This is a genomic window from Marinitoga lauensis (assembly GCF_004135675.1).
GTDB lineage: Bacteria > Thermotogota > Thermotogae > Petrotogales > Petrotogaceae > Marinitoga > Marinitoga lauensis.
The window spans coordinates 240387-266747 of sequence record NZ_QHLX01000001.1; the positions used below are offsets into that span (position 1 = coordinate 240387).

General features: G+C 26.3%; 14 protein-coding genes and 8 pseudogenes. 15 read left to right on the forward strand and 7 right to left on the reverse strand.

Going from position 1 to position 26361, the window contains the following annotated elements:
- Nucleotides 1–10: 10 nt before the first annotated feature.
- From pglZ to DJ007_RS20690, 9 genes and pseudogenes are all read left to right on the forward strand, one after another.
- On the forward strand, nt 11–2512 hold the full coding sequence (gene pglZ / locus DJ007_RS01250; protein ID WP_129407980.1) for a BREX-1 system phosphatase PglZ type A: 2502 nt from the start codon (nt 11–13) through the stop codon (nt 2510–2512).
- Nucleotides 2513–2525: 13 nt separating this feature from the next.
- A complete protein-coding gene (gene brxL, locus DJ007_RS01255) occupies nt 2526–4568 on the forward strand; it encodes a protease Lon-related BREX system protein BrxL (protein WP_129407981.1) in 2043 nt (680 codons plus the stop codon).
- Nucleotides 4569–4737: 169 nt separating this feature from the next.
- Nucleotides 4738–5034, forward strand: coding sequence for a winged helix-turn-helix domain-containing protein (locus tag DJ007_RS15165; RefSeq protein WP_206075997.1), 297 nt, complete (start codon nt 4738–4740; stop codon nt 5032–5034).
- Between the two features lie 32 nt (nt 5035–5066).
- Nucleotides 5067–5543, forward strand: coding sequence for a restriction endonuclease (locus tag DJ007_RS15170; RefSeq protein WP_206075998.1), 477 nt, complete (start codon nt 5067–5069; stop codon nt 5541–5543).
- A 24-nt stretch (nt 5544–5567) separates the two neighbouring features.
- On the forward strand, nt 5568–5696 hold the full coding sequence (locus tag DJ007_RS18620) for a hypothetical protein (RefSeq protein WP_276318600.1): 129 nt from the start codon (nt 5568–5570) through the stop codon (nt 5694–5696).
- A gap of 133 nt (nt 5697–5829) precedes the next feature.
- A complete protein-coding gene (locus tag DJ007_RS01265) occupies nt 5830–7464 on the forward strand; it encodes an IS1634 family transposase (RefSeq protein ID WP_129407806.1) in 1635 nt (544 codons plus the stop codon).
- A gap of 699 nt (nt 7465–8163) precedes the next feature.
- Complete coding sequence (locus tag DJ007_RS01270; RefSeq protein WP_129407982.1) at nt 8164–8718, forward strand: restriction endonuclease; 555 nt, start codon at nt 8164–8166, stop codon at nt 8716–8718.
- 402 nt (nt 8719–9120) lie between these two features.
- A pseudogene (locus DJ007_RS20985) lies at nt 9121–9222 on the forward strand (IS1634 family transposase N-terminal domain-related protein); the annotation flags it as partial.
- Nucleotides 9196–10723: pseudogene (locus tag DJ007_RS20690) on the forward strand (IS1634 family transposase). The pseudogenes DJ007_RS20985 and DJ007_RS20690, both read left to right, overlap by 27 nt.
- 204 nt (nt 10724–10927) lie before the next feature.
- Here the strand turns inward: DJ007_RS20690 and DJ007_RS19780 are convergent.
- Both DJ007_RS19780 and DJ007_RS18625 read right to left on the reverse strand, forming a co-directional pair.
- Nucleotides 10928–11970, reverse strand: a pseudogene (locus DJ007_RS19780) (PDDEXK nuclease domain-containing protein).
- Nucleotides 11963–12088, reverse strand: a complete 126-nt coding sequence (locus DJ007_RS18625; RefSeq protein WP_276318601.1) for a hypothetical protein — start codon at nt 12086–12088, stop codon at nt 11963–11965. Before DJ007_RS18625 ends, DJ007_RS19780 begins: the two are co-directional and overlap by 8 nt.
- Before the next feature lie 377 nt (nt 12089–12465).
- Between DJ007_RS18625 and DJ007_RS20695 the strand changes: the two are divergent.
- From DJ007_RS20695 to DJ007_RS20705, 4 genes and pseudogenes are all read left to right on the forward strand, one after another.
- Nucleotides 12466–14018: pseudogene (locus DJ007_RS20695) on the forward strand (ATP-binding protein).
- A 916-nt stretch (nt 14019–14934) separates the two neighbouring features.
- Nucleotides 14935–15341, forward strand: a pseudogene (locus DJ007_RS20700) (AAA family ATPase).
- Nucleotides 15342–15483: 142 nt separating this feature from the next.
- Nucleotides 15484–16389 carry a PD-(D/E)XK nuclease domain-containing protein gene (locus tag DJ007_RS16755; protein WP_438268382.1) on the forward strand — a complete coding sequence of 302 codons (906 nt, stop codon included), beginning with the start codon at nt 15484–15486 and terminating at the stop codon, nt 16387–16389.
- A gap of 398 nt (nt 16390–16787) precedes the next feature.
- Nucleotides 16788–18382, forward strand: a pseudogene (locus DJ007_RS20705) (IS1634 family transposase).
- Between the two features lie 362 nt (nt 18383–18744).
- Here the strand turns inward: DJ007_RS20705 and DJ007_RS18645 are convergent.
- Both DJ007_RS18645 and DJ007_RS01325 read right to left on the reverse strand, forming a co-directional pair.
- A complete protein-coding gene (locus tag DJ007_RS18645; protein ID WP_276318625.1) occupies nt 18745–19776 on the reverse strand; it encodes a DEAD/DEAH box helicase in 1032 nt (343 codons plus the stop codon).
- Between the two features lie 9 nt (nt 19777–19785).
- Nucleotides 19786–22209 (reverse strand): annotated as a pseudogene (locus tag DJ007_RS01325) (hypothetical protein); the annotation flags it as partial.
- A gap of 226 nt (nt 22210–22435) precedes the next feature.
- Here DJ007_RS01325 and DJ007_RS15185 point away from each other — a divergent pair.
- Nucleotides 22436–22924, forward strand: coding sequence for a hypothetical protein (locus tag DJ007_RS15185; RefSeq protein ID WP_206076001.1), 489 nt, complete (start codon nt 22436–22438; stop codon nt 22922–22924).
- A 14-nt stretch (nt 22925–22938) separates the two neighbouring features.
- On the forward strand, nt 22939–23493 hold the full coding sequence (locus DJ007_RS15190) for an endonuclease/exonuclease/phosphatase family protein (RefSeq protein WP_206076002.1): 555 nt from the start codon (nt 22939–22941) through the stop codon (nt 23491–23493).
- A 94-nt stretch (nt 23494–23587) separates the two neighbouring features.
- Here DJ007_RS15190 and DJ007_RS19795 read toward each other — a convergent pair.
- The 3 genes and pseudogenes from DJ007_RS19795 to DJ007_RS01345 form a co-directional block, all read right to left on the reverse strand.
- Nucleotides 23588–24147: pseudogene (locus DJ007_RS19795) on the reverse strand (nitroreductase family protein).
- Nucleotides 24144–24533: an RNase H family protein gene (locus DJ007_RS01340; protein ID WP_240739152.1), complete on the reverse strand. Its 390-nt coding sequence runs from the start codon at nt 24531–24533 to the stop codon at nt 24144–24146. The pseudogene DJ007_RS19795 and the gene DJ007_RS01340 overlap by 4 nt, the downstream one beginning before the upstream one ends.
- 53 nt (nt 24534–24586) lie before the next feature.
- Entirely contained in the window at nt 24587–26344 is a 1758-nt protein-coding gene (locus DJ007_RS01345; protein ID WP_129407991.1) for an ATP-dependent DNA helicase, read from the reverse strand.
- Nucleotides 26345–26361: the final 17 nt, after the last annotated feature.

A 26361-nucleotide genomic window follows, 5' to 3' on the forward strand; every position in this document is an offset into this window, starting at 1 on the left:
GCAATAAAATATGAACATAAAAAGCTTATTAGAAGAAAAGTTTTCTAATAAAAATTATTATGAAAACAGAAAGATTGTTTTCTGGATAGATAATAAAAATAGTTTTAAAGAAGAGTTTGAGAATATCGAGATTGAAAACGTCAATAAAATCATTTTGCATCAGAACAACTTTTTTACAATAAAATATATTATTGAAGTTGAAAAACCAGAAGAAAATTTTTTGGTTTATGTAAATGATTTTGATTTATATTCAAAAGAAAACTGGTTACTTGATATATTTTTATATTCAGAAGTGTTTTATGCAGACAAGATTAGCCTTGTAATTAATGAATTAAATTTAAGTCAAAATTTAAGGAGTTTTGTAGATAGGAACGAAAAGTTTTTTAGAAGTAAGGAAAGGGTATCTAATTTAATGTCTTTAAAAGAAGAGTTTTCTTCTGAATTTGATCTCGCTGTAGGTATGATAAGCGTACTGTCGAATTTAAAAACAATAGATTTTGAAGAAGCTATGAGAAAAATTTTATCTGAAGAATCGAATAGTGAAAACGAACTGTTGAAAAAAATCCTGAAATTTATTAACGAAGAGGATTTTTGGAATGTTTTAAAGGAACATTTCGGATATACTGGCGAAAAAGATTTAAGTTTGTTTTTATATTACCTATTCATTACCGATTTAAGCAAACAAATAAATCCAGAATTTTTAAAAGATTATGAGTCTCATATTTCTAACAAAAAAACAAATAATATTATTGTCTTTTTAAATCATTGGAGAAGTTCAGAAAGTAAGGAGTTGTATAAAGAGCTTTCGTCCAAGATTCAAAACGACCTTAATCTGGATAGATATTTTAAAAATATTAGTTGTTCATTTGACGAAATTAAAAATGCTGAAACTTTTAGATTTTTTGATGAAATCATTATAGATGAAATATTAAGTTCTATTGATTCAGGATATTATGATTTCAAAAAATTTACCGATATTATAAAAACAAGGAAGGAAAAATTCTGGTATAATGATTTTTTTGAAACATATGAAGGTCTGTATTATTATTTAAAAATGCTTGAATTTGAAAAAAGGACAGAAATTTTTTTCGATAGCTTTGAGGAAGGATTTGAAAAGTATATAAAACTTTATTATAAAATGGACTTTTATTATAGAAAGTTTTATTTCAACTTTAATTCCAAACCAAATTCACATTTGAATAAGTTTGTTGAAAAGGTTGAAAATATATATAGCAAATTTACTGATGATTTAAACGATATGTGGGACAAACATTTATCAAAATTAAATGGAGATTGGGACATAAAAGGTATAAAACAACAGCAAAATCTGTTTTCTAATTATATTTCCAATGAAAAAAAGACTGCTGTGATATTTTCTGATGCTTTAAGATATGAAGTTGGAGTTGAATTAAGCGAAAAACTAAAAGAATTACCCGGAACAGTAAAAACAGATGCAATATTAAGTGTTTTGCCTTCGATAACATCTTTAGGAATGGCTGCATTAATGCCCAAGGTTGATGAAAATATGCCAAAAAACGAATTTAAAATAAAAAAAGATAAAGTATATGTAAATAATACTGATGTTCTTGATTTTAAGAGAAGAGCCAATCTTATTGAAAGTAACAATGATATTAAAGTTTTCAGATATAATGATTATAGAAATTTAAGCAAAAATGATAAAAGAGATGCCTCAAAAGGGAAAAAATATATATTAATTTATCATAATACAGTTGATGAAGTGGGGGATAATGCAAAAAGTGAAGATTCTGTATTTGAAGCATGTAAAAAAGCTATTGATGAATTATACAATCTTGTAAAAGACCTTAAAAATAATCTAAGCATTTCTCATATTGTAATTACTGCGGATCATGGTTTTATATATCAATCTTCCAACCTAAATAAATTAGATAAATTGGAAAAATTAAATATTAATCAATTAATTTTAAACAAAAGATTTATTTTATCAGATGAAAATATTAATGCTGAATATGTTCATAAATTTTCACTTTCATATATAGATAATCCAAATTTGTGGGTTTACATTCCAAAAGGAAATTTAAAATTTAAAATACAGGGAAGCGGTTTTAAATATGTCCACGGAGGAGCGACACCTCAAGAAGTTATAATTCCTTTGATAGAATATTATGCTTCAAGAAATAATGAAAAAGCTAAATATGTCGAAATTGAATTATTAAATCAAGAAAGAAAAATAACAAATAATTCTTATATATTAAGGTTTTTCCAGAAAGATGCTGTTTCAGATAAATTTTTATCTTCAACATATAAAGTATATTTTGAAGATAAGAACGGAAATATTATTTCTGAAATAATTGAAATTACTGCAGATTTAAGCGATACAGATAATAGTAAAAGAGTAATTGAAAAAAGAATAATTTTTAAAAATAATATATACGGAAGAATAAATGGAGTGCTAATAATAGAAAATCAGAATACTAAGATTAAAAATCCCTATAATTATGAAATTAATATTGCGTTTCCAGACGAATTTTAACGGGGTAATATAAATGGAAATAAGTGAAATGAACCTTGATGAAAAGCTTAACAAATATTTTTCAGGAAGGGTTGTAAGAAAGGATTTACCAAAATTAATAAAACAAGGAGCAAATGTTCCCATATATGTATTGGAATATTTACTTGGAATGTATTGTGCGACTGATAACGAAGAAATAATAGCGGAAGGTATTGAAAAAGTTAAAAAAATTCTTGCAGAAAATTTTGTTAGGCCAGATGAAGCAGAAAAAGTTAAATCAAAAATAAAAGAACTGGGAACTTATAAGATAATTGACAAAGTTAGCGTAAAGCTAAATGAAAAAAAGGATATCTATGAAGCACAGTTTTCAAATCTCGGAATAAAAAATGTTTTAATTCCTGTAGAATATATAAAAAAATACGATAAACTCCTTGTTGGCGGAATATGGGCAATTCTTGATATGGAATACTATTATGACGAGAGAGTAAAAGATACAAGTCCCTTTACTATTTCTGCATTAAAACCCATTCAAATGCCTCATCTTGATATTGAAGAAATATTTGAAGGTAGAAAGAATTTTTCAAAGGATGAATGGATTGATATTCTACTGCGTTCTGTAGGATTAGAACCTGATAATTTTGAATATAATGTAAAATGGCATTTATTGACAAGGCTAATACCTTTTGTTGAAAATAATTATAATGTTTGTGAATTGGGTCCAAGAGGCACAGGAAAATCATATGTTTATAAAGAAATTTCTCCAAATAGCATACTAATTTCCGGTGGTCAAACCACAGTGGCAAATTTATTCTATAACATGTCCACACGAAAAATTGGTCTCGTTGGTATGTGGGATGTTGTTGCATTTGATGAAGTTGCCGGCATTAGATTTAAAGATAAAGACGGAATTCAAATAATGAAAGATTATATGGCATCAGGATCTTTTGCAAGAGGTAAGGAAGAAAAGCAAGCTTCTGCTTCTATGGTATTTGTTGGCAATATCAATCAGAGTATCGAAACGGTTTTAAAAACTTCACATCTTTTTTCACCATTTCCTCCTGAAATGGCAAATGATTCTGCATTTTTTGATAGAATGCACTTTTATATACCTGGTTGGGAAATACCAAAAATGCGACCAGAATTTTTTACAGATAGATATGGCTTTATTGTTGATTATCTTGCAGAATTTTTTAGAGAGATGAGAAAAAGGACATTTTCTGATGTTATTGATAGATATTTTATTCTTGGTAAGGATTTAAATCAGAGAGATGTTATAGCTGTTAGAAAAACTGTCTCAGGTTTAGTGAAATTAATTTACCCCAATGGCGAATTTACAAAAGAGGATATAAAAGAAATTGTTGAATATGCTTTAATTGGAAGACGAAGGGTGAAGGAACAGCTTAAAAAGATTGGAGGAATGGAATTTTATGATGTCCATTTCTCTTATAGAGATAAAGATAGCAATGAAGAATATTTCGTTTCTGTTCCTGAAATGGGTGGAGGAAAGCTAATACCTGAAGGTAAGGAAAAACCAGGAAATGTGTATCTAGTAGCAAGAAGTATTTCAGGAATGCTGGGTGTATATAGACTTGAAAATAAGGTTAGTTCTGGTACAGGAAAATTTTCAAAATCTGGTTTTGGAAGTTTAAGAGATGCAAAAGAGGCTCTTGACATTGCCTTTAATTATTTCATATCAAATTCCAAACGTGTTTCCACTTCAATAAATACAAAAAATTTTGATTTTCTTATGCAGGTTATTGATTTACAAGGTATAGGTATGACAGGTGATTTATCGCTTGCTGAATTAATTGGACTGTTTTCATCTGTTTTAGATAAATCTATTCTTGAAAGCATAGTTATTACAGGAACTATGACAGTAGGCGGAACAATTAATAAACTTGATAACCTTGCTGATATTATTCAGGTATCAGTTGATGCTGGTGCAAAAAAAATATTGATACCTGCATCATCAGCAGCAGATTTGGCGACAGTACCAGCAGAGTTAGTAACTAAAATTCAAATGATATTTTATAATGATCCTATAGATGCTGTCTTTAAAGCTCTAGGAGTAAATTGAAAAACAACAGAACTTTAAGAGACTATAAAAATTTTAAAAATTTTTAAATGATCAGGGGGAGAATTATGGCTATACCTACATATGATAAATTAATGTTGCCTTTATTAAAATTAATATCAGACAGAAAAATTTATGATTTAAAAACATGTGAAAAAAATTAGCTAAACAATTGAAAATAACAGATAAAGAATTAAATGAAGCATTAAAGAGTGGAAGGAAAATATTTTACGATAGGATAAGCTGGGCAAAAACATATTTAAAAAAAGCAGGTTTATTGGAATATGTTGAAAGAGGAAAATTTAGAATAACAGAGGAAGGTATAAAATTATTACAGAAAAATCCAAAAGTTATTGATAATAAACTTTTGTTAAATTATGAAGGTTTTAAGGAATTTTATCAAGGTAGTAATAATTTAAAAAACAGGAATGACAACATTCTAACAAAAATAAAACTCCACAAGAGTTAATTGAAGAAGCTTATCAGGAATTCAGAACATCATTGGTTGAAGATATTCTTAATCATTTATATAATGTATCTTTTGATAAATTTGAAGAAATTGTTCTTGATGTATTAGTTAAAATGGGATATGGTGGAACTTTTGAAAATGCCAAAATGAATACAAAAAAAACAAGAGATGGAGGTATTGACGGAATTATTAATGAAGATAGATTGGGATTGGATAAAATATATATACAGGCAAAAAAATGGAATGAAAATCAAATAATCGGAAGGCCAGAAATACAGAAATTTTCTGGAGCTTTAGATACTCCAGGTGCAAATAAAGGGATTTTCATAACAACATCATCATTCTCGAAAGATGCTATTGATTATGTCAAAAGATTAAATAATAAAAAAATTATATTAATCGATGGAAAGCAATTAGCTAATCTTATGATCGACTTTAATGTAGGGGTTTATGTACAGAGTTCTTTTGAAATAAAAAAAATAGATACTGATTATTTTGAAGGAGAATAATTTTTATATGTTAGGGGGATTTTTGTGATTTTAACAGAAGAATATATTTTAAAATTAAGAGATGATTTGATTGATAGCGGAAATATTGCAACAGAAAAAGATTTAGATAAACAGTATAAACTCCTGCCTTTGACAGCAATTTGGCGATTTTAAGGGAAATGGAACGGTAGAATGCGGGTTTGAGGCGTGTATTTTTCAGGAAGTCGAAAAATTGTGTGGCTAACTTTTGTTACAGAGAATTAACTATAATTAGTAATATATTAGTCCTTTTGGTGGTATAATATATATGACAACCACTGAAAGGAGATGTTTTAAAATGTATCCTAAAATATCAAAAGTGAAAGGAAAAAGATATTTAAGGATAATGGAAAGCAAAAGAGAAAATGGAAAAGTGAAACAGCATACAGTAATAAATTTTGGAAATATAGATAAGTATAGTAAAAAAGATATAACAAAACTTGTAGATAGTCTTTTTAAAATATTTGAAATAGATGAATATGAAAAAATAGAAGATGATTTAATGGAAGAAATAGCAAGAAGAAATTACGGAGCCAAAGTAATAGTAAATAAGATATTTGAAAGATATGAGATGAAAAGATATTTTGAAAGACTGGATAAAGAAATAAAATACAATGCAGAAGAAATGTTAAAAATAATGGTGATGAATAGAATAGTAGAACCGAAGAGTAAATTGGGAATATTTAATAATTTAGAGTATTTTGGATATAACAAAGTGGAAGTTAAAAAAGAAAAAGACCTGGAAGAAAAAGATGTAATGTTGCACTGGTTATACAGAACATTGGATATATTAGCAGATAATAAAGAGTCGATAGAAAAACATATGTATAATCAAAGGATAAGTTTGTTTAATACAACGGTAGATTTAGTATTTTACGATGTAACAACATTAGCGTTTGAAACACAACAAACAAATGAAATATTACAAATGGGATATTCAAAGGATAAGAAATTTAATGAGTCGCAAGTAGTATTAGGGATGTCAATAGATCAGGATAGAATGCCAGTTAGTTTTGATATATATGCAGGAAATACATTTGAAGGGCATACATTTAAAGATTCAATAGAAAAAATGAAAAAAGAATATCAATTAGGAAAAGTAATAGTAGTAGCAGATAGAGGAATGATGAGTAAAAAAAATATAGAAGTAGTAGAAAATTCTAATTATGAATTCATAGTAGGAAAATCAATAAAACAGTTAAAAAAAGTAAATATATTTGAAGGAGAATTCATAGAAATAGCAAAAGGAATAAAATATAGAGAAGTAGAATATGAAAATAAAAGATTACTCATAATATATTCAGAAGAAAGAGCCAAAAAAGACAGAGCAGATAGACTACGATTAATAGAAAAAGCGAAAAAAATGTTAGAAGAAGGAAATATAGATTCAAAAAGTAAAAGAGGAGCGAAAAAATATTTAAAAGAACAGAACAAACAAAATTATATATTGGACATAGAAAAAATAGAAAATGATGAAAAATACGATGGATACTATGGAATAATAACAAACACAAAACTATCTCCAAAAGAAATATTAGAACAATATCATACATTATGGAAAGTAGAAGAAACATTCAGAACATTAAAAAATTATCTTGAAACAAGACCGGTATTTCATTGGACACCGAAAAGAATAAAAGGACATATTGTAATGAGTTTCATATCTTACATAATTCAAAGAACATTAGAATTAGAACTGGAAAAAAATAATATTGAATACTCTCATGAAAAAATAAGAGAAGCTATAAAAAAAATGGAATACTCTGAAATAAGATTAAAAGACAAATTATTTGCATTAAGAGCCAATTTAAACGATTTTCAAAAAGCCATATTAAAAACATTAAAAATAGAAAAACCGAAAAAAATGATGGAATTAGATGAATTTAAAAAAATAATCTCCTAAAACACGCATGAAAAGCCAAAAAGGAGGAGGTGTGTGGCTAATTTCTCTTTTTATAAAAAGTTAACAATAGCTATTTTTTTGAATAATTCTACTTTTTAGAATTTTGTTGATAATAATAGTGTCAAACTCAGGAAAAAGATTTAGATAAACAGTATAAACTATTTAGACAAAAATTTGGACCAGATGTATTAAAGAATTTAAATGGTGAAGAACTATTAGAATATGTTTTTGATCATGGAAGAAAAGATACTCTAAATTATTGGTTAGAATTTAAAAATGATGATGAATTTCAAACAAAAAATTTTGGCGGTATTGCCAGAGGTACAGCGCTAAAATTCGGTATTTTTAAAAGTAGAAAAACTGGTGAATGGGCTATTGGCAGTTCAAAAAAATGAAATCTGTTGATGCCACTCAAGCTGCTAAAATAACTGAAAGTATAATTGTTCGGCTTCTGAAAGGAGCTTCAATCATTGAAAATTTATTAATAATTATAATGACAACACCTATGGCAAATTACCAAAAGAACGTGATGAAATTTTAGATCAATATTCTAACTATACGTGGATACGCAAATATTACTACTTAATTATTTTTTGATAAAATTGATGATTTTCATTCTGAGAAATTTCAAAAAATACAAAATTACCCAGGAAAACTATAATAAAAATTTTACAGGGAATAAGAAAAGAAAAGTTTGATATGTTTAAAAAGAATCCAGAAGAATTCATATTAAAAGTTTCAAACTTGATAAATAACGAAATAGGAACAGTTTTAATCGAAAGTATAAAATATAACTTAACCAATAAAACTTATGATAACAGCATTTTTACTATAAAAAACTTCAAAGGAAAGTTAGGAGAAGATATAATAGAAGTTAAAAAACATATATACGATTATTTGAAAATCGATTCAAATATAGAAAGAAAATTTGCTGAAAATGGACTTGAAATCGGAAAAGAAATAAAAGTCTATGCAAAATTGCTAAAGAATTTTAAAATTGAAACACCAGTGGGTAATTATAATCCAGATTGGGCAATAGTTATCGAAAATGGTGATGAAAAAGAAATATTTTTTATAGCTGAAACAAAAGGAAGTTTAGATAGTATGGAAATTAGAGAAAAAGAAAGATTGAAAATAGAATATGCAAAAAAACATTTTGAAGCTTTAAATAGTATTTTTGAAGATAAAAAAATCAATTATGATGTAGTTGATAGTTATGAAACATTAATAAAAAAAATTAAATTGAAATCATAAAATTTTGTAAAAATAAAAAATAATAAAAGCCTCTTCCTTGGATCAAAATAAAACCAGGAAGAGGCTTTTTTATATGTCACATTTTTGTATTTATAACCTTCAGGTATAATATAAATGAAAAATTATAGCCGTCATATTCTTTGAAAAGATGAAATTATAAATTAAGAATAGAAGTAGTTATAAATACATATTCAATTCTGCTTCTATTCCTGCCTTTGACAGCAATTTGGCGATTTTAAGGGAAATGGAACGGTAGAATGCGGGTTTGAGGCGTGTATTTTTCAGGAAGTCGAAAAATTGTGTGGCTAACTTTTGTTACAGAGAATTAACTATAATTAGTAATATATTAGTCCTTTTGGTGGTATAATATATATGACAACCACTGAAAGGAGATGTTTTAAAATGTATCCTAAAATATCAAAAGTGAAAGGAAAAAGATATTTAAGGATAATGGAAAGCAAAAGAGAAAATGGAAAAGTGAAACAGCATACAGTAATAAATTTTGGAAATATAGATAAGTATAGTAAAAAAGATATAACAAAACTTGTAGATAGTCTTTTTAAAATATTTGAAATAGATGAATATGAAAAAATAGAAGATGATTTAATGGAAGAAATAGCAAGAAGAAATTACGGAGCCAAAGTAATAGTAAATAAGATATTTGAAAGATATGAGATGAAAAGATATTTTGAAAGACTGGATAAAGAAATAAAATACAATGCAGAAGAAATGTTAAAAATAATGGTGATGAATAGAATAGTAGAACCGAAGAGTAAATTGGGAATATTTAATAATTTAGAGTATTTTGGATATAACAAAGTGGAAGTTAAAAAAGAAAAAGACCTGGAAGAAAAAGATGTAATGTTGCACTGGTTATACAGAACATTGGATATATTAGCAGATAATAAAGAGTCGATAGAAAAACATATGTATAATCAAAGGATAAGTTTGTTTAATACAACGGTAGATTTAGTATTTTACGATGTAACAACATTAGCGTTTGAAACACAACAAACAAATGAAATATTACAAATGGGATATTCAAAAGATAAGAAATTCAATGAGTCGCAAGTAGTATTAGGAATGTCAATAGATCAAGATAGAATGCCAGTTAGTTTTGATATATATGCAGGAAATACATTCGAAGGGCATACATTCAAAGATTCAATAGAAAAAATGAAAAAAGAATATCAATTAGGAAAAGTAATAGTAGTAGCAGATAGAGGAATGATGAGTAAAAAAATATAGAAGTAGTAGAAAATTCTAATTATGAATTCATAGTAGGAAAATCAATAAAACAAATAAAAAAAGTAAATATATTTGAAGGAGAATTCATAGAACTAGCAAAAGGAATAAAATATAGAGAAGTAGAATATGAAAATAAAAGATTACTCATAATATATTCAGAAGAAAGAGCCAAAAAAGACAGAGCAGATAGACTACGATTAATAGAAAAAGCGAAAAAATGTTAGAAGAAGGAAATATAGATTCCAAAAGTAAAAGAGGAGCGAAAAAATATTTAAAAGAACAGAACAAACAAAATTATATACTGGACATAGAAAAAATAGAAAATGATGAAAAATACGATGGATACTATGGAATAATAACAAACACAAAACTATCGCCAAAAGAAATATTAGAACAATATCATACATTATGGAAAGTAGAAGAAACATTCAGAACATTAAAAAATTATCTTGAAACAAGACCGGTATTTCATTGGACACCGAAAAGAATAAAAGGACATATTGTAATGAGTTTCATATCTTACATAATTCAAAGAACATTAGAATTAGAACTGGAAAAAAATAATATTGAATACTCTCATGAAAAAATAAGAGAAGCTATAAAAAAAATGGAATACTCTGAAATAAGATTAAAAGACAAATTATTTGCATTAAGAGCCAATTTAAACGATTTTCAAAAAGCCATATTAAAAACATTAAAAATAGAAAAACCGAAAAAAATGATGGAATTAGATGAATTTAAAAAAATAATCTCCTAAAACACGCATGAAAAGCCAAAAAGGAGGAGGTGTGTGGCTAATTTCTCTTTTTATAAAAAGTTAACAATAGCTATTTTTTTGAATAATTCTACTTTTTAGAATTTTGTTGATAATAATAGTGTCAAACTCAGGATAATATAAATGAAAAATTATAGCCGTCATATTCTTTGAAAAGATGAAATTATAAATTAAGAATAGAAGTAGTTATAAATACATATTCAATTCTGCTTCTATTTCTTCAATATCTGGTAAAGAAGATTTATATTCTTTCGGCAAATCTTTTGTTATTTTGTATTCAGTCACTCCTATTGGTTTTGAGATATCTCGAAGAGAGTATTCAACTACTGTATTGTTTTTTGATTTACAAATAAGCAATCCTATAGTTGGATTATCCATTTCTGTTTTTAAGATAGAATCTACCGCAGAAACATAAAAATTCAATTTCCCCGCATATTCTGGTTTGAATTTTCCTGTTTTTAATTCGACAACTATATAACTATGAAGTTTTACATGATAAAATAATAAATCTATATAAAATTCGTCTTCTCCTATTTCAAGTTTGTATTGTCTTCCTAAAAATGAAAATCCATTTCCGAGTTCGAGTAAGAATTTTGTTAGATGATTTAACAAATCATCTTCAAGTTCTTTTTCGTTATAATCTTCTTTTATTGTAAGAAAATCAAAACAATATGGATCTTTTAACGTTTCTTTAGCAAGATCAGATTGAATAGCTGGTAATGTTGTTTCAAAATTTGTAATTGCTTTTCCTGTTCTTTCATATAAATTGCTTTCTATTTGAGGGTCAAAACATTTCTCGACCATCCATTTTCTATGGTTTTCTTTACATAAAATAAAGCTTCTTCTGTAGTTTTACATTTTGAAATTATAACTACATTATGCCACCAGGGAATTGAGGTTAACATATTCGTAATTTGCGAAGCAGGTTGCTGCGCAATTTCAATTACTTCATTCCAGAAAAGATACCATCTTCTTATCTGCTCAAGATTTCTTTTTGAAAAACCTTTTACATCAGGAAATTCGGCCATTAAATCTTTACTTAATCTTTCAAGAAATTTTGTTCCCCATTTTGCTTCTTTTTGTTTTTCAACAATCTCTTTTCCAAGGTTCCAATAAAAGTTAAGCAATTCCGAATTAACTTTAACAGCTGCTTTAAGCTGGGTTTCTCTGAATTTTTTCTTTAAATCTAACCAGTTAGCATAATCTTTATCTTTCAATAGATCACTCATTTTTTTCATCCTCACCTATAACTATTTTTTCAAGATTCTCCAGTATAAGTTTGTTTAATCTTTCTTTGAAATCAAAATTTTCTTTTCCATTAAGAAGTATTGTTTTATTAAAGGACATTTTTGTAAATTTTTTTGAAAATCTTTAATCATATCTATTATATCACCAGAAAATATAATATCCAAACTTTTAACCTATAAAACTCTGGATAAATAGAAAACAAACAAAACCTCTTCTTTATATAAAAAACAAAATTAAGAAGAGTCTTTTAATATGTCTCATTTTTGCATTCTAATCTCTAATGGTATAATATTATTGTGTAATTTTATTTTTATATAAATTTTAATTACAATTAGAAATTCAGGTGATAAAAATGATTTTAAAGGAAGTTTTTATATTTTAAAAATCAAAGATGATGAAAATGAAAAATTATAGTCATTATGTTTGATTTGTTTATGTTATAATAATATCGAAAAAAAGAATACGGAGATGATAAAATGAAAAAATTACCAATAGGAGTACAGGATTATAAAAAGATAATAGAAGGAAATTATGTATATGTGGATAAAACGAAATATATATATGACCTGATAAGTTCAGAAGTGCCAATATTTTTATCCCGTCCAAGAAGATTTGGAAAGAGTTTAACAGTATCAACATTATATTATATATTTAAAGGTGAAAAAGAATTATTTAAGGATACTTATATATATGACAAGTGGGATTTTAAAGAATATCCGATAATAAAACTGGATATGTCTGATAACATGCTAACAACTTATGAAGATTTTATAGAATCATTAAATGAAACAATGGAAAAATTATATAAAAGTGATGATATACCCCTATAAAAAATAATCTACCCACACAATTCGGGAATTTAATAGAAGAATTAAATAAAAAATATAAAGAAAGAGTAGTAATATTAATAGATGAATATGAAGCGCCAATATTAGAACATCTAAACAACAAACAAGAAGCAGAAAAAGTAAGAAGATTTCTAAGAGAATTCTATAAAAAAATAAAAACAAAAGATGAATATATAAAATTTGTATTCATAACTGGAATAACGAAATTCACAAAAACAGGAGTATTCTCTGCATTAAACAATTTAAACGATATATCATTAGACAAAGCTTATTCACAGATGTTAGGATATACACAGGAAGAATTGGAGTTTTATTTTAAAGAGTATATAAAAGAAACATCAAAAGAAATGGGAATAAGTGAAGAAGAATTATTAAAAGGATTAAAAGAGTATTATAATGGATTTTCATTTGATGGGAACATTATGTATATAATCCATTTTCAATATTAAATTTCTTTCAAAAAAAGAATTTCAAAATTACTGGTTTGAAAGCGGCTCACCATCATTCTTATATGAATACATAAAAGGAAGAAAGATAACATATGAAGACTTAGTAAAAGAAACAGTAAGTGCAATGGATTTCTCAACAAGAGAAATAGAAGATGCAAATGCAAATATATTCTTTACACAAGCAGGATATTTAACCTTCAAAGGAAAAGAAAGATATCTATTAGAAGAAGAATATATACTGGATTATCCAAATATAGAAGTAAAAAGCAGTTTTTCAAAACTGATATTAGAAGCAAATTATAATATAGAAAACTCAAAGATAAAAGAATTAAGCAAAACGATAATAAAATCAATACAGAGAAACGATATAAAAACAGTAATAGAAGAAATAAAAAAGGTAATAAGTTCAATACCGTATAATCTACACAAAAAGAAGAAAGGTATTATCATTCATTGATATACACAATACTGGCAATAGCAGGATTAAATGTAAAAGCAGAAGAAATGACAAATATAGGAAGAAGTGATGTAGTATTAGAATTCGATGAAAGGGTATATATCTTTGAAGCAAAACTGGACAAAAGTGCAGAAGAAGCAATAAAACAGATAAAAGAGAAGAAATACTATGAAAAATATAGAGGAAAAGAAATATATCTCATAGGAATAAACATAAATTCAGAAAAAAGAAATATAGAGGATTATATAATCATTTCACTGGATGAAGAAGCTTAGGGAGAAAGTATTCAAGTAATAAAATCTATTTAAGAACGTGTATATTGTGCATAAATAACATAACACTTTTTTTAGAGTATAATCAAAAATTTTTATCTAAAAAGTTAAATTTATCCCAAAAATGTTATTATTATATATGATATATGGAATTAAGTCAAAATAAAGGGTGATCTAATTGGAGTTTTTAATAAAATTATCAAGAAAAAAGGAGTAGGTGGAGCTTTAGTAAGAAGTCTCGAAAAGATATATATAGAAAATGGAACGCTATATAATGCGATAAATGAAGAGATTAGAAATAATCTTAATATAGAAAATTTAAGAGAGATTATTTTCGTTAATCAAATTAAAAATAGCAATCAGAATATAAGATATAGTAAAGAAATAGGAGATTTTAATGTTAATGGTTATTATTTTGAAGTCGGCGGAAAAAACAAAGGGAAAAAACAGATAAAAGATAAAGCGGTAATTTTGTGAGTGTCGTTTTTCATAGACCAAAAATTGATGAAAATAAAAATATGTTAAATCATGTTGAAAAACCAACGAAAAAACAAATTTAACCAATCAAGAAGAGATAATTTATAATTATGTAATCAAAAATGAAAAAATAAATTTAAAAATTACAGAAAACATATTAAATGTAAAATCAGCAAGAGCACGAGAAATTCTTAAAAATTTAACTAATAAAGGGTTTTAGAAAAGGTAGGAAAAACAAAAGGAAGTTTTTATATTTTAAAAATCAAAGATGCTGAAAATGAAAAATTATAGTCATTATATTTGAACCGTTTATGTTATAATAATATTGAAAGAAAGAACACGGAGATGATAAAATGAAAAAATTGCCAATAGGAGTACAGGATTATAAAAAATAATAGAAGGAAATTATGTATATGTAGATAAGACGAAGTATATATATGACTTGATAAGTTCAGAAGTGCCAATATTTTTATCCCGCCAAGAAGATTTGGAAAGAGCTTAACACTATCAACATTGTATTATATATTCAAAGGAGAAAAAGAATTATTCAAAGATACTTATATATATGACAAATGGGAATTTAAAGAGTATCCAATTATCAGATTAGACATACTATCATCAGCAACAGATAATGAAGAGAGGTTCAAAAAAAGTCTAACAAAATAATAAAAAAGAAGGAATAAGAAACGGAGTAGACATTGAAGAAGATGATTACAAATTTGCATTTGATGAATTAATAATGAAGTTATCCAAAAAGGAAAGGTAGTAATACTGGTAGATGAGTATGAAAAACCAATACTGGATAATATAAATAATAAAGAAAAGCAGAAAGATATAGAGAAATATTAAGAGATTTCTATGTCACAATAAAATCAATGATGAATATATAAAATTTGTATTCATCACTGGAATAACAAAATTCACAAAAACAGGAGTATTCTCTGCATTAAATAATTTAAACGATATATCGTTAAACAAAAAATACTCACAAATGTTAGGATATACACAGGAAGAACTCGAACATTATTTCAAAGTGTATATAAAAGAAACATCAAAAGAAATAGGAATAAGTGAAGAAGAATTACTAAAAGGATTAAAAGAATATTATAATGGATTTTCATTTGATGGAGAACATTATGTATATAATCCATTTTCAATATTAAAGTTCTTTGAAGAAAAAGAATTTCAAAATTACTGGTTTGAAAGCGGCTCACCATCATTCTTATATGAATACATAAAAGGAAGAAAGATAACATATGAAGACTTAGTAAAAGAAACAGTAAGTGCAATGGATTTCTCAACAAGAGAAATAGAAGATGCAAATGCAAATATATTCTTTACACAGGCAGGATATTTAACCTTCAAAGGAAAAGAAAGATATCTATTAGAAGAAGAATATATACTGGATTATCCAAATATAGAAGTAAAAAGCAGTTTTTCAAAACTGATATTAGAAGCAAATTATAATATAGAAAACTCAAAGATAAAAGAATTATGCAAAACGATAATAAAATCAATACAGAGAAACGATATAAAAACAGTAATAGAAGAAATAAAAAAAGTAATAAGTTCAATACCGTATAATCTACACAAAAAAGAAGAAAGGTATTATCATTCATTGATATACACAATACTGGCAATGACAGGACTAAACGTAAGAGCAGAAGAATTGACAAACCTCGGAAGAAGTGATATTATAATAGAATTTAATGAAAGGGTATATATAATTGAATCAAAATTAGACAAAAGTGCAGAGGAAGCGATAAAACAGATAAAAGAGAAGAAATACTATGAAAAATATAGAGGAAAAGAAATATATCTTATAGGAATAAACATAAATTCAGAAAAAAGAAATATTGTAGATTATATAATCACTTCGCTACGCGAAGGGTTTTAGTAAAAATGTTTTTATTATAAATAAAAAAACTAAAAACACTTCGCCGCGCGAAGTGCTTTAGGAATAATTATTATATTAAAAAACAGGAAAATTTATTTTTATAAGACAAAATTAAAAACAAAATAAATTTTCTTGATGTGAAAATTTATTTCGCTGCGCGAAAAGATTTAGAAAAGAAAGTACTCAAGTAGTAAAACCCTGAGTTTGACAGCGATTTCATGATTTTTGAAAAATCGAAACGGTAGAATGCGGGTTTGCGACGATGAAAAGGGTGAAAATTGGGGTTGAAAAATTTTTGTAGTGACACAAATATTTTTAACAATAGCGTTATATTCTTGATTTCATAATATTTTGTGGTATAATAAGTAATGGTATTATGAAATCAAGAGGTGATTTTTGTGTTTTTGAGAGTAGTTAAAAATAACAAAGGTGTTGAATATTTAAGAATTGTTGAAAGTTATAGGGAAAATGGTAAGATAAAGCAAAAACTGTTGCAAACTTAGGAAGGATTGACTCTTTTAGCGAAAATGAAGCGAAAAATATAGTAAATAAACTCATACAAATATTTGATTTAAAAAATTATATTGATACAGAAGATATAAAAAAGGCACCGGATAAAAAGAATTACGGAGCCAAAGTAATAGTAAATAAGATATTCGAAAGATATGAGATGAAAAGATATTTTGAAAGACTGGATAAAGAAATAAAATACAATGCAGAAGAGATGCTAAAAATAATGGTGATGAATAGAATAGTAGAACCGAAAAGTAAATTGGGAATATTTAATAATTTAGAGTATTTTGGATATAACAAAGTGGAAGTTAAAAAGAAAAAGACCTGGAAGAAAAAGATGTAATGCTGCACTGGTTATACAGAACATTGGATATATTGGCAGATAATAAAGAGTCGATAGAAAAACATATGTATAATCAAAGGATAAGTTTGTTTAATACAACGGTAGATTTAGTATTTTACGATGTAACGACATTAGCGTTTGAAACACAACAAACAAATGAAATATTACAAATGGGATATTCAAAAGATAAGAAATTTAATGAATCACAAATAGTATTAGGATGTCAATAGATCAGGATAGAATGCCAGTTAGTTTTGATATATATGCAGGAAATACATTTGAAGGGCATACATTTAAAGATTCAATAGAAAAAATGAAAAAGAATATCAATTAGGAAAAGTAATAGTAGTAGCAGATAGAGGAATGATGAGTAAAAAAATATAGAAGTAGTAGAAAATTCTAATTATGAATTCATAGTAGGAAATCAATAAAACAAATAAAAAAGTAAATATATTTGAAGGAGAATTCATAGAACTAGCAAAGGAATAAAATATAGAGAAGTAGAATATGAAAATAAAAGATTACTCATAATATATTCAGAAGAAAGAGCCAAAAAGACAGAGCAGATAGACTACGATTAATAGAAAAGCGAAAAAATGTTAGAAGAAGGAAATATAGATTCAAAAGTAAAAGAGGAGCGAAAAAATATTTAAAAGAACAGAATAAACAAAATTATATACTGGACATAGAAAAATAGAAAATGATGAAAAATACGATGGATACTATGGAATAATAACAAACACAAAACTATCTCCAAAAGAAATATTAGAACAATATCATACATTATGGAAAGTAGAAGAAACATTTAGAACATTAAAAAATTATCTTGAAACAAGACCGGTATTTCATTGGACACCAAAAAGAATAAAAGGACATATTGTAATGAGTTTCATATCTTACATAATTCAAAGAACACTAGAATTAGAACTGGAAAAAAATAATGTTGAATACTCTCATGAAAAAATAAGAGAAGCTATTAAAAATATGGAATACATTGAATTTAAAACACAAAAGCAACATCTTGTAGCGAGAATGAATTTAAATAAATTAGGACAAAGAATATTAAATACATTAAATATTCCTGTACCAAAAATAATTTCACCCTATACAGAATTCAAAGAAAAATATAAAATTTAGGGGTGTAATGACACTTTTGTATTTAATAAAAAATTAACAATAACTGTTTTTTAGAATAATACAGCTTTTCCAAATTTTATTGAAATAAATACTGTCAAACTCAGGAAAAATTAAAAACAAAATAAATTTTCTTGATGTGAAAATTTATTTCGCTGCGCGAAAAGATTTAGAAAAGAAAGTACTCAAGTAGTAAAACCTTTCGGGTTAAAAATAGAAAGGTTTTTATTCAAAATTCCATAAAAATTACCTTCAAAACTTTTTAAAATATAGTTGATTTTTTCGAGATGATGCCTCAGTGAAATTGCAATTAACAAATTTGTAATTTACGAAACGGTGGTAGCTGTAAGGTAGCCTATAAAATTTTACAGGCTACCGGTTATTTTTCGTTTGTGCTCAAAAATTACCAAAAGTTCTTTTAACTCATCATCACTGAGTTCGGAAATCCATTTTTCTCCAACACTTAATATATCTTCACTTAGAGTCTTCTTTTTTTGAATAATTTCATTAATTTTTTCTTCAAAAGTGTTTCTGGTTATAAACCTATGAACTATAACATTGCTTTTCTGACCTATTCTATATGCTCTATCTGTAGCCTGTGCTTCAACGGCTGGATTCCACCATAAATCAAAATGTATAACATGAGATGCTGCTGTTAAATTCAAACCAGTTCCTCCAGCTTTTAATGAAATAATCATAACAGGATAATCGTGTAATGTTTGAAATTTCTCTACTATTTCGTCTCTGGTTTTTCTATTTAAACTTCCATGGAAAAATAGGGTTTTAATCTTCAAATGTTTTTTAATTATCTCTTCTAATATTTCTCCCATTTCTTTATACTGCGTAAATATTATGGCTTTTTCATTATTTTCAAATACATCAGTTAATAAGTCAAGCAATTTTTGTGTTTTACCGGATTCTTCTGGATTAAAATTTTTATTTTTTAAATAATTGGCTGGATGATTACAGATTTGCTTTAAAGATGTAATCAATTTAAAAATTAATCCCTTTCTTTCAATACCTGAATAATTGGAAATTTCTTTAACCATTTCAACTGTTTTATTGTATAATGATGTTTGAATTGGCGTTAAATAAACATATTGATCAAATATTATTTTTTCTGGAAGATCATTTATAATATTCTTATCTGTCTTCAATCTTCTTAATAAAAATGGATTAATTGCTTTTTTTATGATTTTAGTTTTTTCTCTATCATTATATTTTTCAACAGGTATAGCATAATTTTTTATAAAGCTATTGTAATTTCCTAAATACCCTGGCATTAGAAAATCGAATATGCTCCATAATTCCGTTAAACGATTTTCTATTGGAGTTCCAGTTAAAGCTATTCTTTTTCTCCTTTTAAATTTTTTATAGCTTTTGTTTGTTTGGTTAATGGATTTTTATATTTTGTGCTTCATCGAGTATAATATATGACCATTCTAATTCTTCGAGTTTTTTAATATCTCTACGAATAACACCATATGAAGTTAATATTATATCTGCATTATTATTTAAATCGCGATTATTTCCATGATATATATGATACTTTAACGTTGGGCAAACTTTTCAATTTCCGCTGCCCAATTACCAATTAATGTAGTGGGGCAAACAACTAAAACAGGTTTATTCAGTATATTATTTTCCTTATCTTTTAATACTGCAGCTATTGTTTGTATGGTTTTTCCCAATCCCATATCATCTGCAAGACATACCCCAAAACCCTTATCTACATTAGATTTTAACCATTTATAGCCTCGTTTTTGATAATCCCTCAAATTTGCATTTAACGTTTTTGGAACTCTTAGATTTTTAATCTTTTTTAGCTCATTAATGGATTTTTTTAATTTATCATCTAAATATAATTGTATTCCATTGGCTTCCTCTGAAAGCAACATTCTTAAACTTTCATAATTGGAAATTTCATCAAGTGGTTTATTAATCTTTTTCAAGATATGTAAAAACTTTTTAGGATCAACGTGTATGTACATATCTCTGAATTTTATAATTCCTTCGGACTTTTCCAACAATTTTCTAAACTCTTCAAGTGAGATAAGATAATCCCCAATTGCAATTTTCCAATCAAATTTTAACAGATCATTTAAATTAAAGAAACTGGTAATATTTTCTCCTTTTACTGATATTGCCGGTTTGGGTTCTACGATTTTCTTCATTTCTTTTGGTAGAATAACCTCAATACCAAAAACCTTTAAAGCTGGTAATACGTCATTAAAAAATTCGCTTAATTCAGAAGAAGTGATTATTATATCTTCATGTTTCATAATGGATTTAGAAAAGTCTGATAAGTTGGAAATAAAACCTATTTGTTTTAAAACCTCTGACTTTTCTTTTATATATTTTTTATCATTTAAAAAATCCTTAAGATTAATCGGTTCAGATAATATATCTAAATTATCTTTTACTAAAAGAGATAAATAATATCTGTCTTCAATAAACGGCATAATTTTTATAGCTAATGCATATCTTTTATTTTTAAAAAATAGTGGTTCAAAATGGTTAACGAGAGAATTAGCATTGTTTTTTTCTTCTAATGTTTTAAGATTATAAATCCTATCTTCTGTAAATAAAGATAATATATTATGAGGTACTTTTCTCTTCCCATATGCTCTTTTAACAATTTCTTTTATAAACAGAGAAATTATATATATAACAGCATCTGACTTTTTTAAAACTTTATTTTTTTCTAACTTCATCACAAGATTATCTGGAATTATCATTTCAAGATAATCAAAGTATTCCATTATAGTGGAATTTGAAGTAAGGGGCATATATTTCACATAAAATTTATCTTCTTCAATTATTTCTGGTTTGGGCGCAAAAGAATGATTCATAATTATATTAAACACAAACCCAAGAGTTTTTTTAAAAAAGAGAGTATATTCATTATCTTTATTATCTGGTAATAAAGACATATTATATAGTAGCTCAAATAATTCTTCAAACCTAATTCTTTCTTTTGAAAATGGATTATATCCTTCAATTATTATTTCTGGATTTTGAAGAGAGTATATAATCTTAAAATTCGTTTCTTTTAAATATTCTTCTTGCTCTGAAATTTTAATATTTTTTATATAATTCTCACTGTAAAAATATATATCATTTAGAAAATCCTTTATTGAAAACTCAGAAAAAATTCGTTTTTCAGAAAGCAATACCATAATCTTTTCAATATTTCCAAAATAAACCTTTGGTTCTTCTAAAAATTTCTTTTCTTCATAATTTAGTTTGCTTTTTTCACTGTTTATAGGAAGAAAATTTAATATTCCACCTGTTTTTTCTGTTGATATTTTTGCAATTTCCAATAATTTTTTCTTTTTTAATCCACGCATTTCAAATAACAAAAATGGATCTTTATCTATTTCATTAGCAATAATATAATATACTGCTGCAAGATGTTTACATGGATTGGCCCAATCAGGACATGAACAACTTGCTTCTATATCATCCCAGGATTCCGGAAATAATTTTATATTTTCCCTTTGAAAAATTTCATATAATTCTTCTGGTAATACACCATTTAATAATTGTCCTGCTATATATGGATTTTCAGAAAGAACTTCCCCAATTCTTTCAATTTCATATTCAGAAAATTTAATCAATGAAATCTTTTCTTTATAAGGAGTGGATCGTGTCCCTTGAACTCTGGCAACAATGTCTGATTTTCTATTTACTCTAATTTCCAGAACAGCTCCCTTATTTGCATATGTTCTTCCTCTTGGAAGCCTATTTGTATTAAAATCTATTTTTTCCATGGCTTCCTTCCATTTTTTACCCCACCATGTTTTACCGTATATTTTTCTTTTTCCCATTTTTACACCTCAATAGATATTGTAAATTTTATTTAACCTTAGATGGATTTTTAAAAGTAGTATTTATAATCATATATGAATCTTTACATATCCAAATTATATCACAAATAATTAATGAAATCCGGTATCCAAAATTTTGATCTGGCAAAAATATACACTATAAATTCAATTTTGTATTTAATATGCTATAATATATAGTTAAAGAAATTTGGTAGGGGGAGAAAATGTGAAAGGAAAAAAGTTATCTACTTTTGTAAAAGTCATTCTTGTTGTTATTATTGCTGTAATTCTGTATTTCCCTGGGGTTATCTTATTAGGGACATTAACAGATTATAATCCAGAAAAAGTTATAAATTTGCAGGTGGAAGACAACTCAGAGACTATAGCACCACTGGAAATAACATTGTTTGATTGGAATATTGGATATGCTGGATTAGGTAAAGATGAGGATTTCTTTTTGGATGGCGGAAAAACTTCAGTTCCTGAGAAAAGTCATGTAGAGAAATATATGGAAGATATTGCAAATATTATAAAGAAAAATTCTGCTGATATATATCTTATTCAGGAAATTGATTTAAAAAGCCATAGAAGTTATAACTTAAATGAATTAGAATATCTCAGAAAAAATGCATTAAAAAGTTATGGCGTTACATATGCTATAAATTATAATGTATTATTTGTTCCTGTTCCTTTCATGAATCCTATGGGAAGGTAAAGTCCAGCCTTGCTATGTTTTCAAAATATAAGATTGATGAAGCTAAAAGATTAAAATTACCCGGTGAATATTCCTGGCCAACAAAGGTATTTCAGCTTGATAGATGTATTCTTTTAAGTAGAATACCAGTGAAAAATGGAAAAAGTTTGGTTATATTAAATATTCATCCAAGTGCATATGATTCAGGAGGAACTTTGAGAAAACAACAAATTGATTTTATATTAAAAACTGCGGAAGAAGAATATAAAAATGGAAATTATGTAATTATCGGTGGTGATTGGAATAGCGAACTAACAAAAAATAATTTTGAATACACAGAATCAAAACCTGAATTTTATGTGGAATTATCTAAAGATATGAAATTAAATAATTGGCAGTGGGCTGTAGATAAAAACGTTCCAACTAATAGGTCAGTTGCATTTTCATATTCTAAAGGGAAAAATTTTGTTACCGTTATAGACGGATATTACGTATCTCCAAATATTGAAATAGAATATGTTAAAAATCTGGATTATCAATTTAGATCATCTGATCATAACCCTGTAATATTAAAAGTGAAATTGAAATAATAAAAACAGCCTGGAAAACTTTTCCAGGCTGTTTTTATTACGATTATTCATTTATCTCTCCATTTTGCTAAAAAATCATTAATACTCACAAATTCTATTTTATAATAAGGACCTCATTTAAATTTTTTCTTTCATATTTTGGTTTAGGATCAACAGAATATCCTATTGGTAATATTACTTCCAATTTGTATTCTTTTGATAAGTTAATATATCTCGATATATCATTATAATTTGAAGGGGTATAGGTTACTGTAGATAAACCTTTTTCTTCTAACGCCAGCAACAGGTATCCAATGGATAGCCAAACAGATTCTTTTGAAAATGGTGATTTTATATTTGAATAAACAAAAAGTAAATATGGAGCTTCTGAAAGAAACGGTTTCTCCCAGGAAAATCCCATTTTATCAAGCCATTCTCTTAATTTACCTTTTGAATTTTCATAAAAAGATTTTTCACCTTTTTCACATATTTGTCTTATTTCATTTTTTGCTTTTCATCCTGAATTAAAACATATAACCATGGTTGATCATTTTTACCTGAAGGAGCTTCTTTTGCTACATCAATTGCATATTTTATATTTTCTAAATCAGGAATTCTGCTTTTATCAAATTTTCTTACTGTTTTTCTACTTTTAGCTAATTCATATAATTTCATAATTTCACCTCAATATCATATTTAATGTTATAATCATCTTCATATACCGCTTTTTTAGCTAATTCATCAGCAATATCATTAAATTTATCTCCAGAATGAGATTTTATTTTATTAAATCTTATCTGAAATACTTTCGAATAATAGTCATACTGGCTTTTATAATACTTTGTTAACTCGGTATTTGTTTTCCATAATCCAAGTGCCCATTTTTCTATTCCCTGATAATCATAATTTATCTCTATACAATTCAAATTTTCTTTTTCTGCATATTTAAACGCAAGAAGAGCTGCAAATACTTCTCCGGTAACATTTCTATGCTTTAGAAATTTTTCTATTGTATATCCTTTCCAATATTTTTCTATTTTATCTTCTTTAACAACAACCAAACCTGCACCAAATTTCTTTAAACCATGATCATAACTACCATCTATATATATTTTTATACAATCTTCATCTCTTTCAATTGATTTACTTTTTTCATGATACTTTCATTCTTTTTAAAAATATCAAGAAATTCAAAAGCTATATCTTCATTAGTGGTTTCCATTACCTTTAATCTTGTAGGTTCATAATTTTTATTGTAATATAATTGAACTTTTAAATATTCTTTATTTTTCTTTATATAATAAACTTCCTGATATTGATGATGTTCTACGCCTATTACTTCAAAATTTTTTTCTGAAAATTTTTCTCTGAAAGCTAAATATAATTCTTTCAAAATTGTATTAGAAAATCTTAAATCATATGTAATTCTTATTTTTTCTTTAATACTAAAATCCATTTGTACTTTTAACTTTTCATAAGAAAACGTCTTAAATGGTAAATCTTTTATATATACCCTCTCCTTTGCTCTGGTAATTGATGTATATAACCATTGAAAATATTCTTTAGTCTTATATGAATTGTAATAAGAAGGATCTATGAAAACCCTATTCCATTCTCCACCTTGAGCTTTATGTGCTGTTACTGCATAGCCATATTTGACATGCAAAGCATTGTAATAAGGATCATCTTCAATGTAATTAATTACAAATTCTTCCGACATTCCAGTTTCTTTATATATTTTGTTTATACAAAAGCTATATAATGCTTTTTCTAAGTTTATATCAATATCTGCAGATTTTGAAAACAAAGAATCTGCCAGTACTTTAAAAATTACTATCTCGTTAGATAATATATTTTTTAATTTTAAATCATAAAATTCAAGAATTCTATGTTCATTTTTCCCTATAAACGCATCTTTTTTTTCATGATTTAGAATATCGACAACTTTAAAAAATTCTCCATTAAATATTGTTTTTTCATCAAAATATACATTCTTTGTATTTAATAATATATCGCCTATTTCAATTTTATTCTTATAACCCAGTTTTTTTCTGATTTCTATATTATATTTTATTGCATTTTCATTGGTTGAACATATTATAATATCTTTTCCAGGATTTGAATAATCATAATTTTCAATAAAATTATTATCTTTTATAAAATCCGTATTATACTCAAATTTTAGCTCAAAAAACTTTTTCTTATCTATATGTTTTTTTATTACATTTGCGTTTTTTAATATATAACTGTTTTCTTTTTGTCTGACTATATCATTGAGTATTATCTTCTCACCTTTTAAGTTAAAATTTCTTTCGAGATATTCCCTATTCAAAGCTGGAGAGTTATTTGCTTTTACAGGTGGAAGCTGGTATTCATCACCTAAAAATATTATTTTATTATTATTTCCTGATTTTACATATTCTATTAAATCAGAAAGTAATTTTCCACTTCCAAAAATGAGATTTTCATCTGAAGATGGAATATCCGATATCATAGAACTTTCATCAACTATAAAAATGGTGTCATTCCAGAAAGTATCCTTTAATTTAAAATATACTTTTATTTCATCATTAACAAGGTCAATAATTTTATCATAAAAACTGTATATTTCACTGTGAATGGTTTTTGTTTTGAAGTTTGATTTTTCATGAAGAATTTTGGAAGCTCTGCCTGTAGGAGCTAAAATTATAAAATTAGTATGTTTCCTATGCAAATATCGAGCATATTGTGATATAAGGAAAGTCTTTCCTGTCCCGGCACTACCCTGAACTATTAAAAAATCTAACGAATTGAATAGAAATCTATCCAATTCGTTAGACAAATATTCCTGATCTTTTGTAAGAGTGATATTATATAAAAAGTCTATAAACATACTTACACCTTATAATA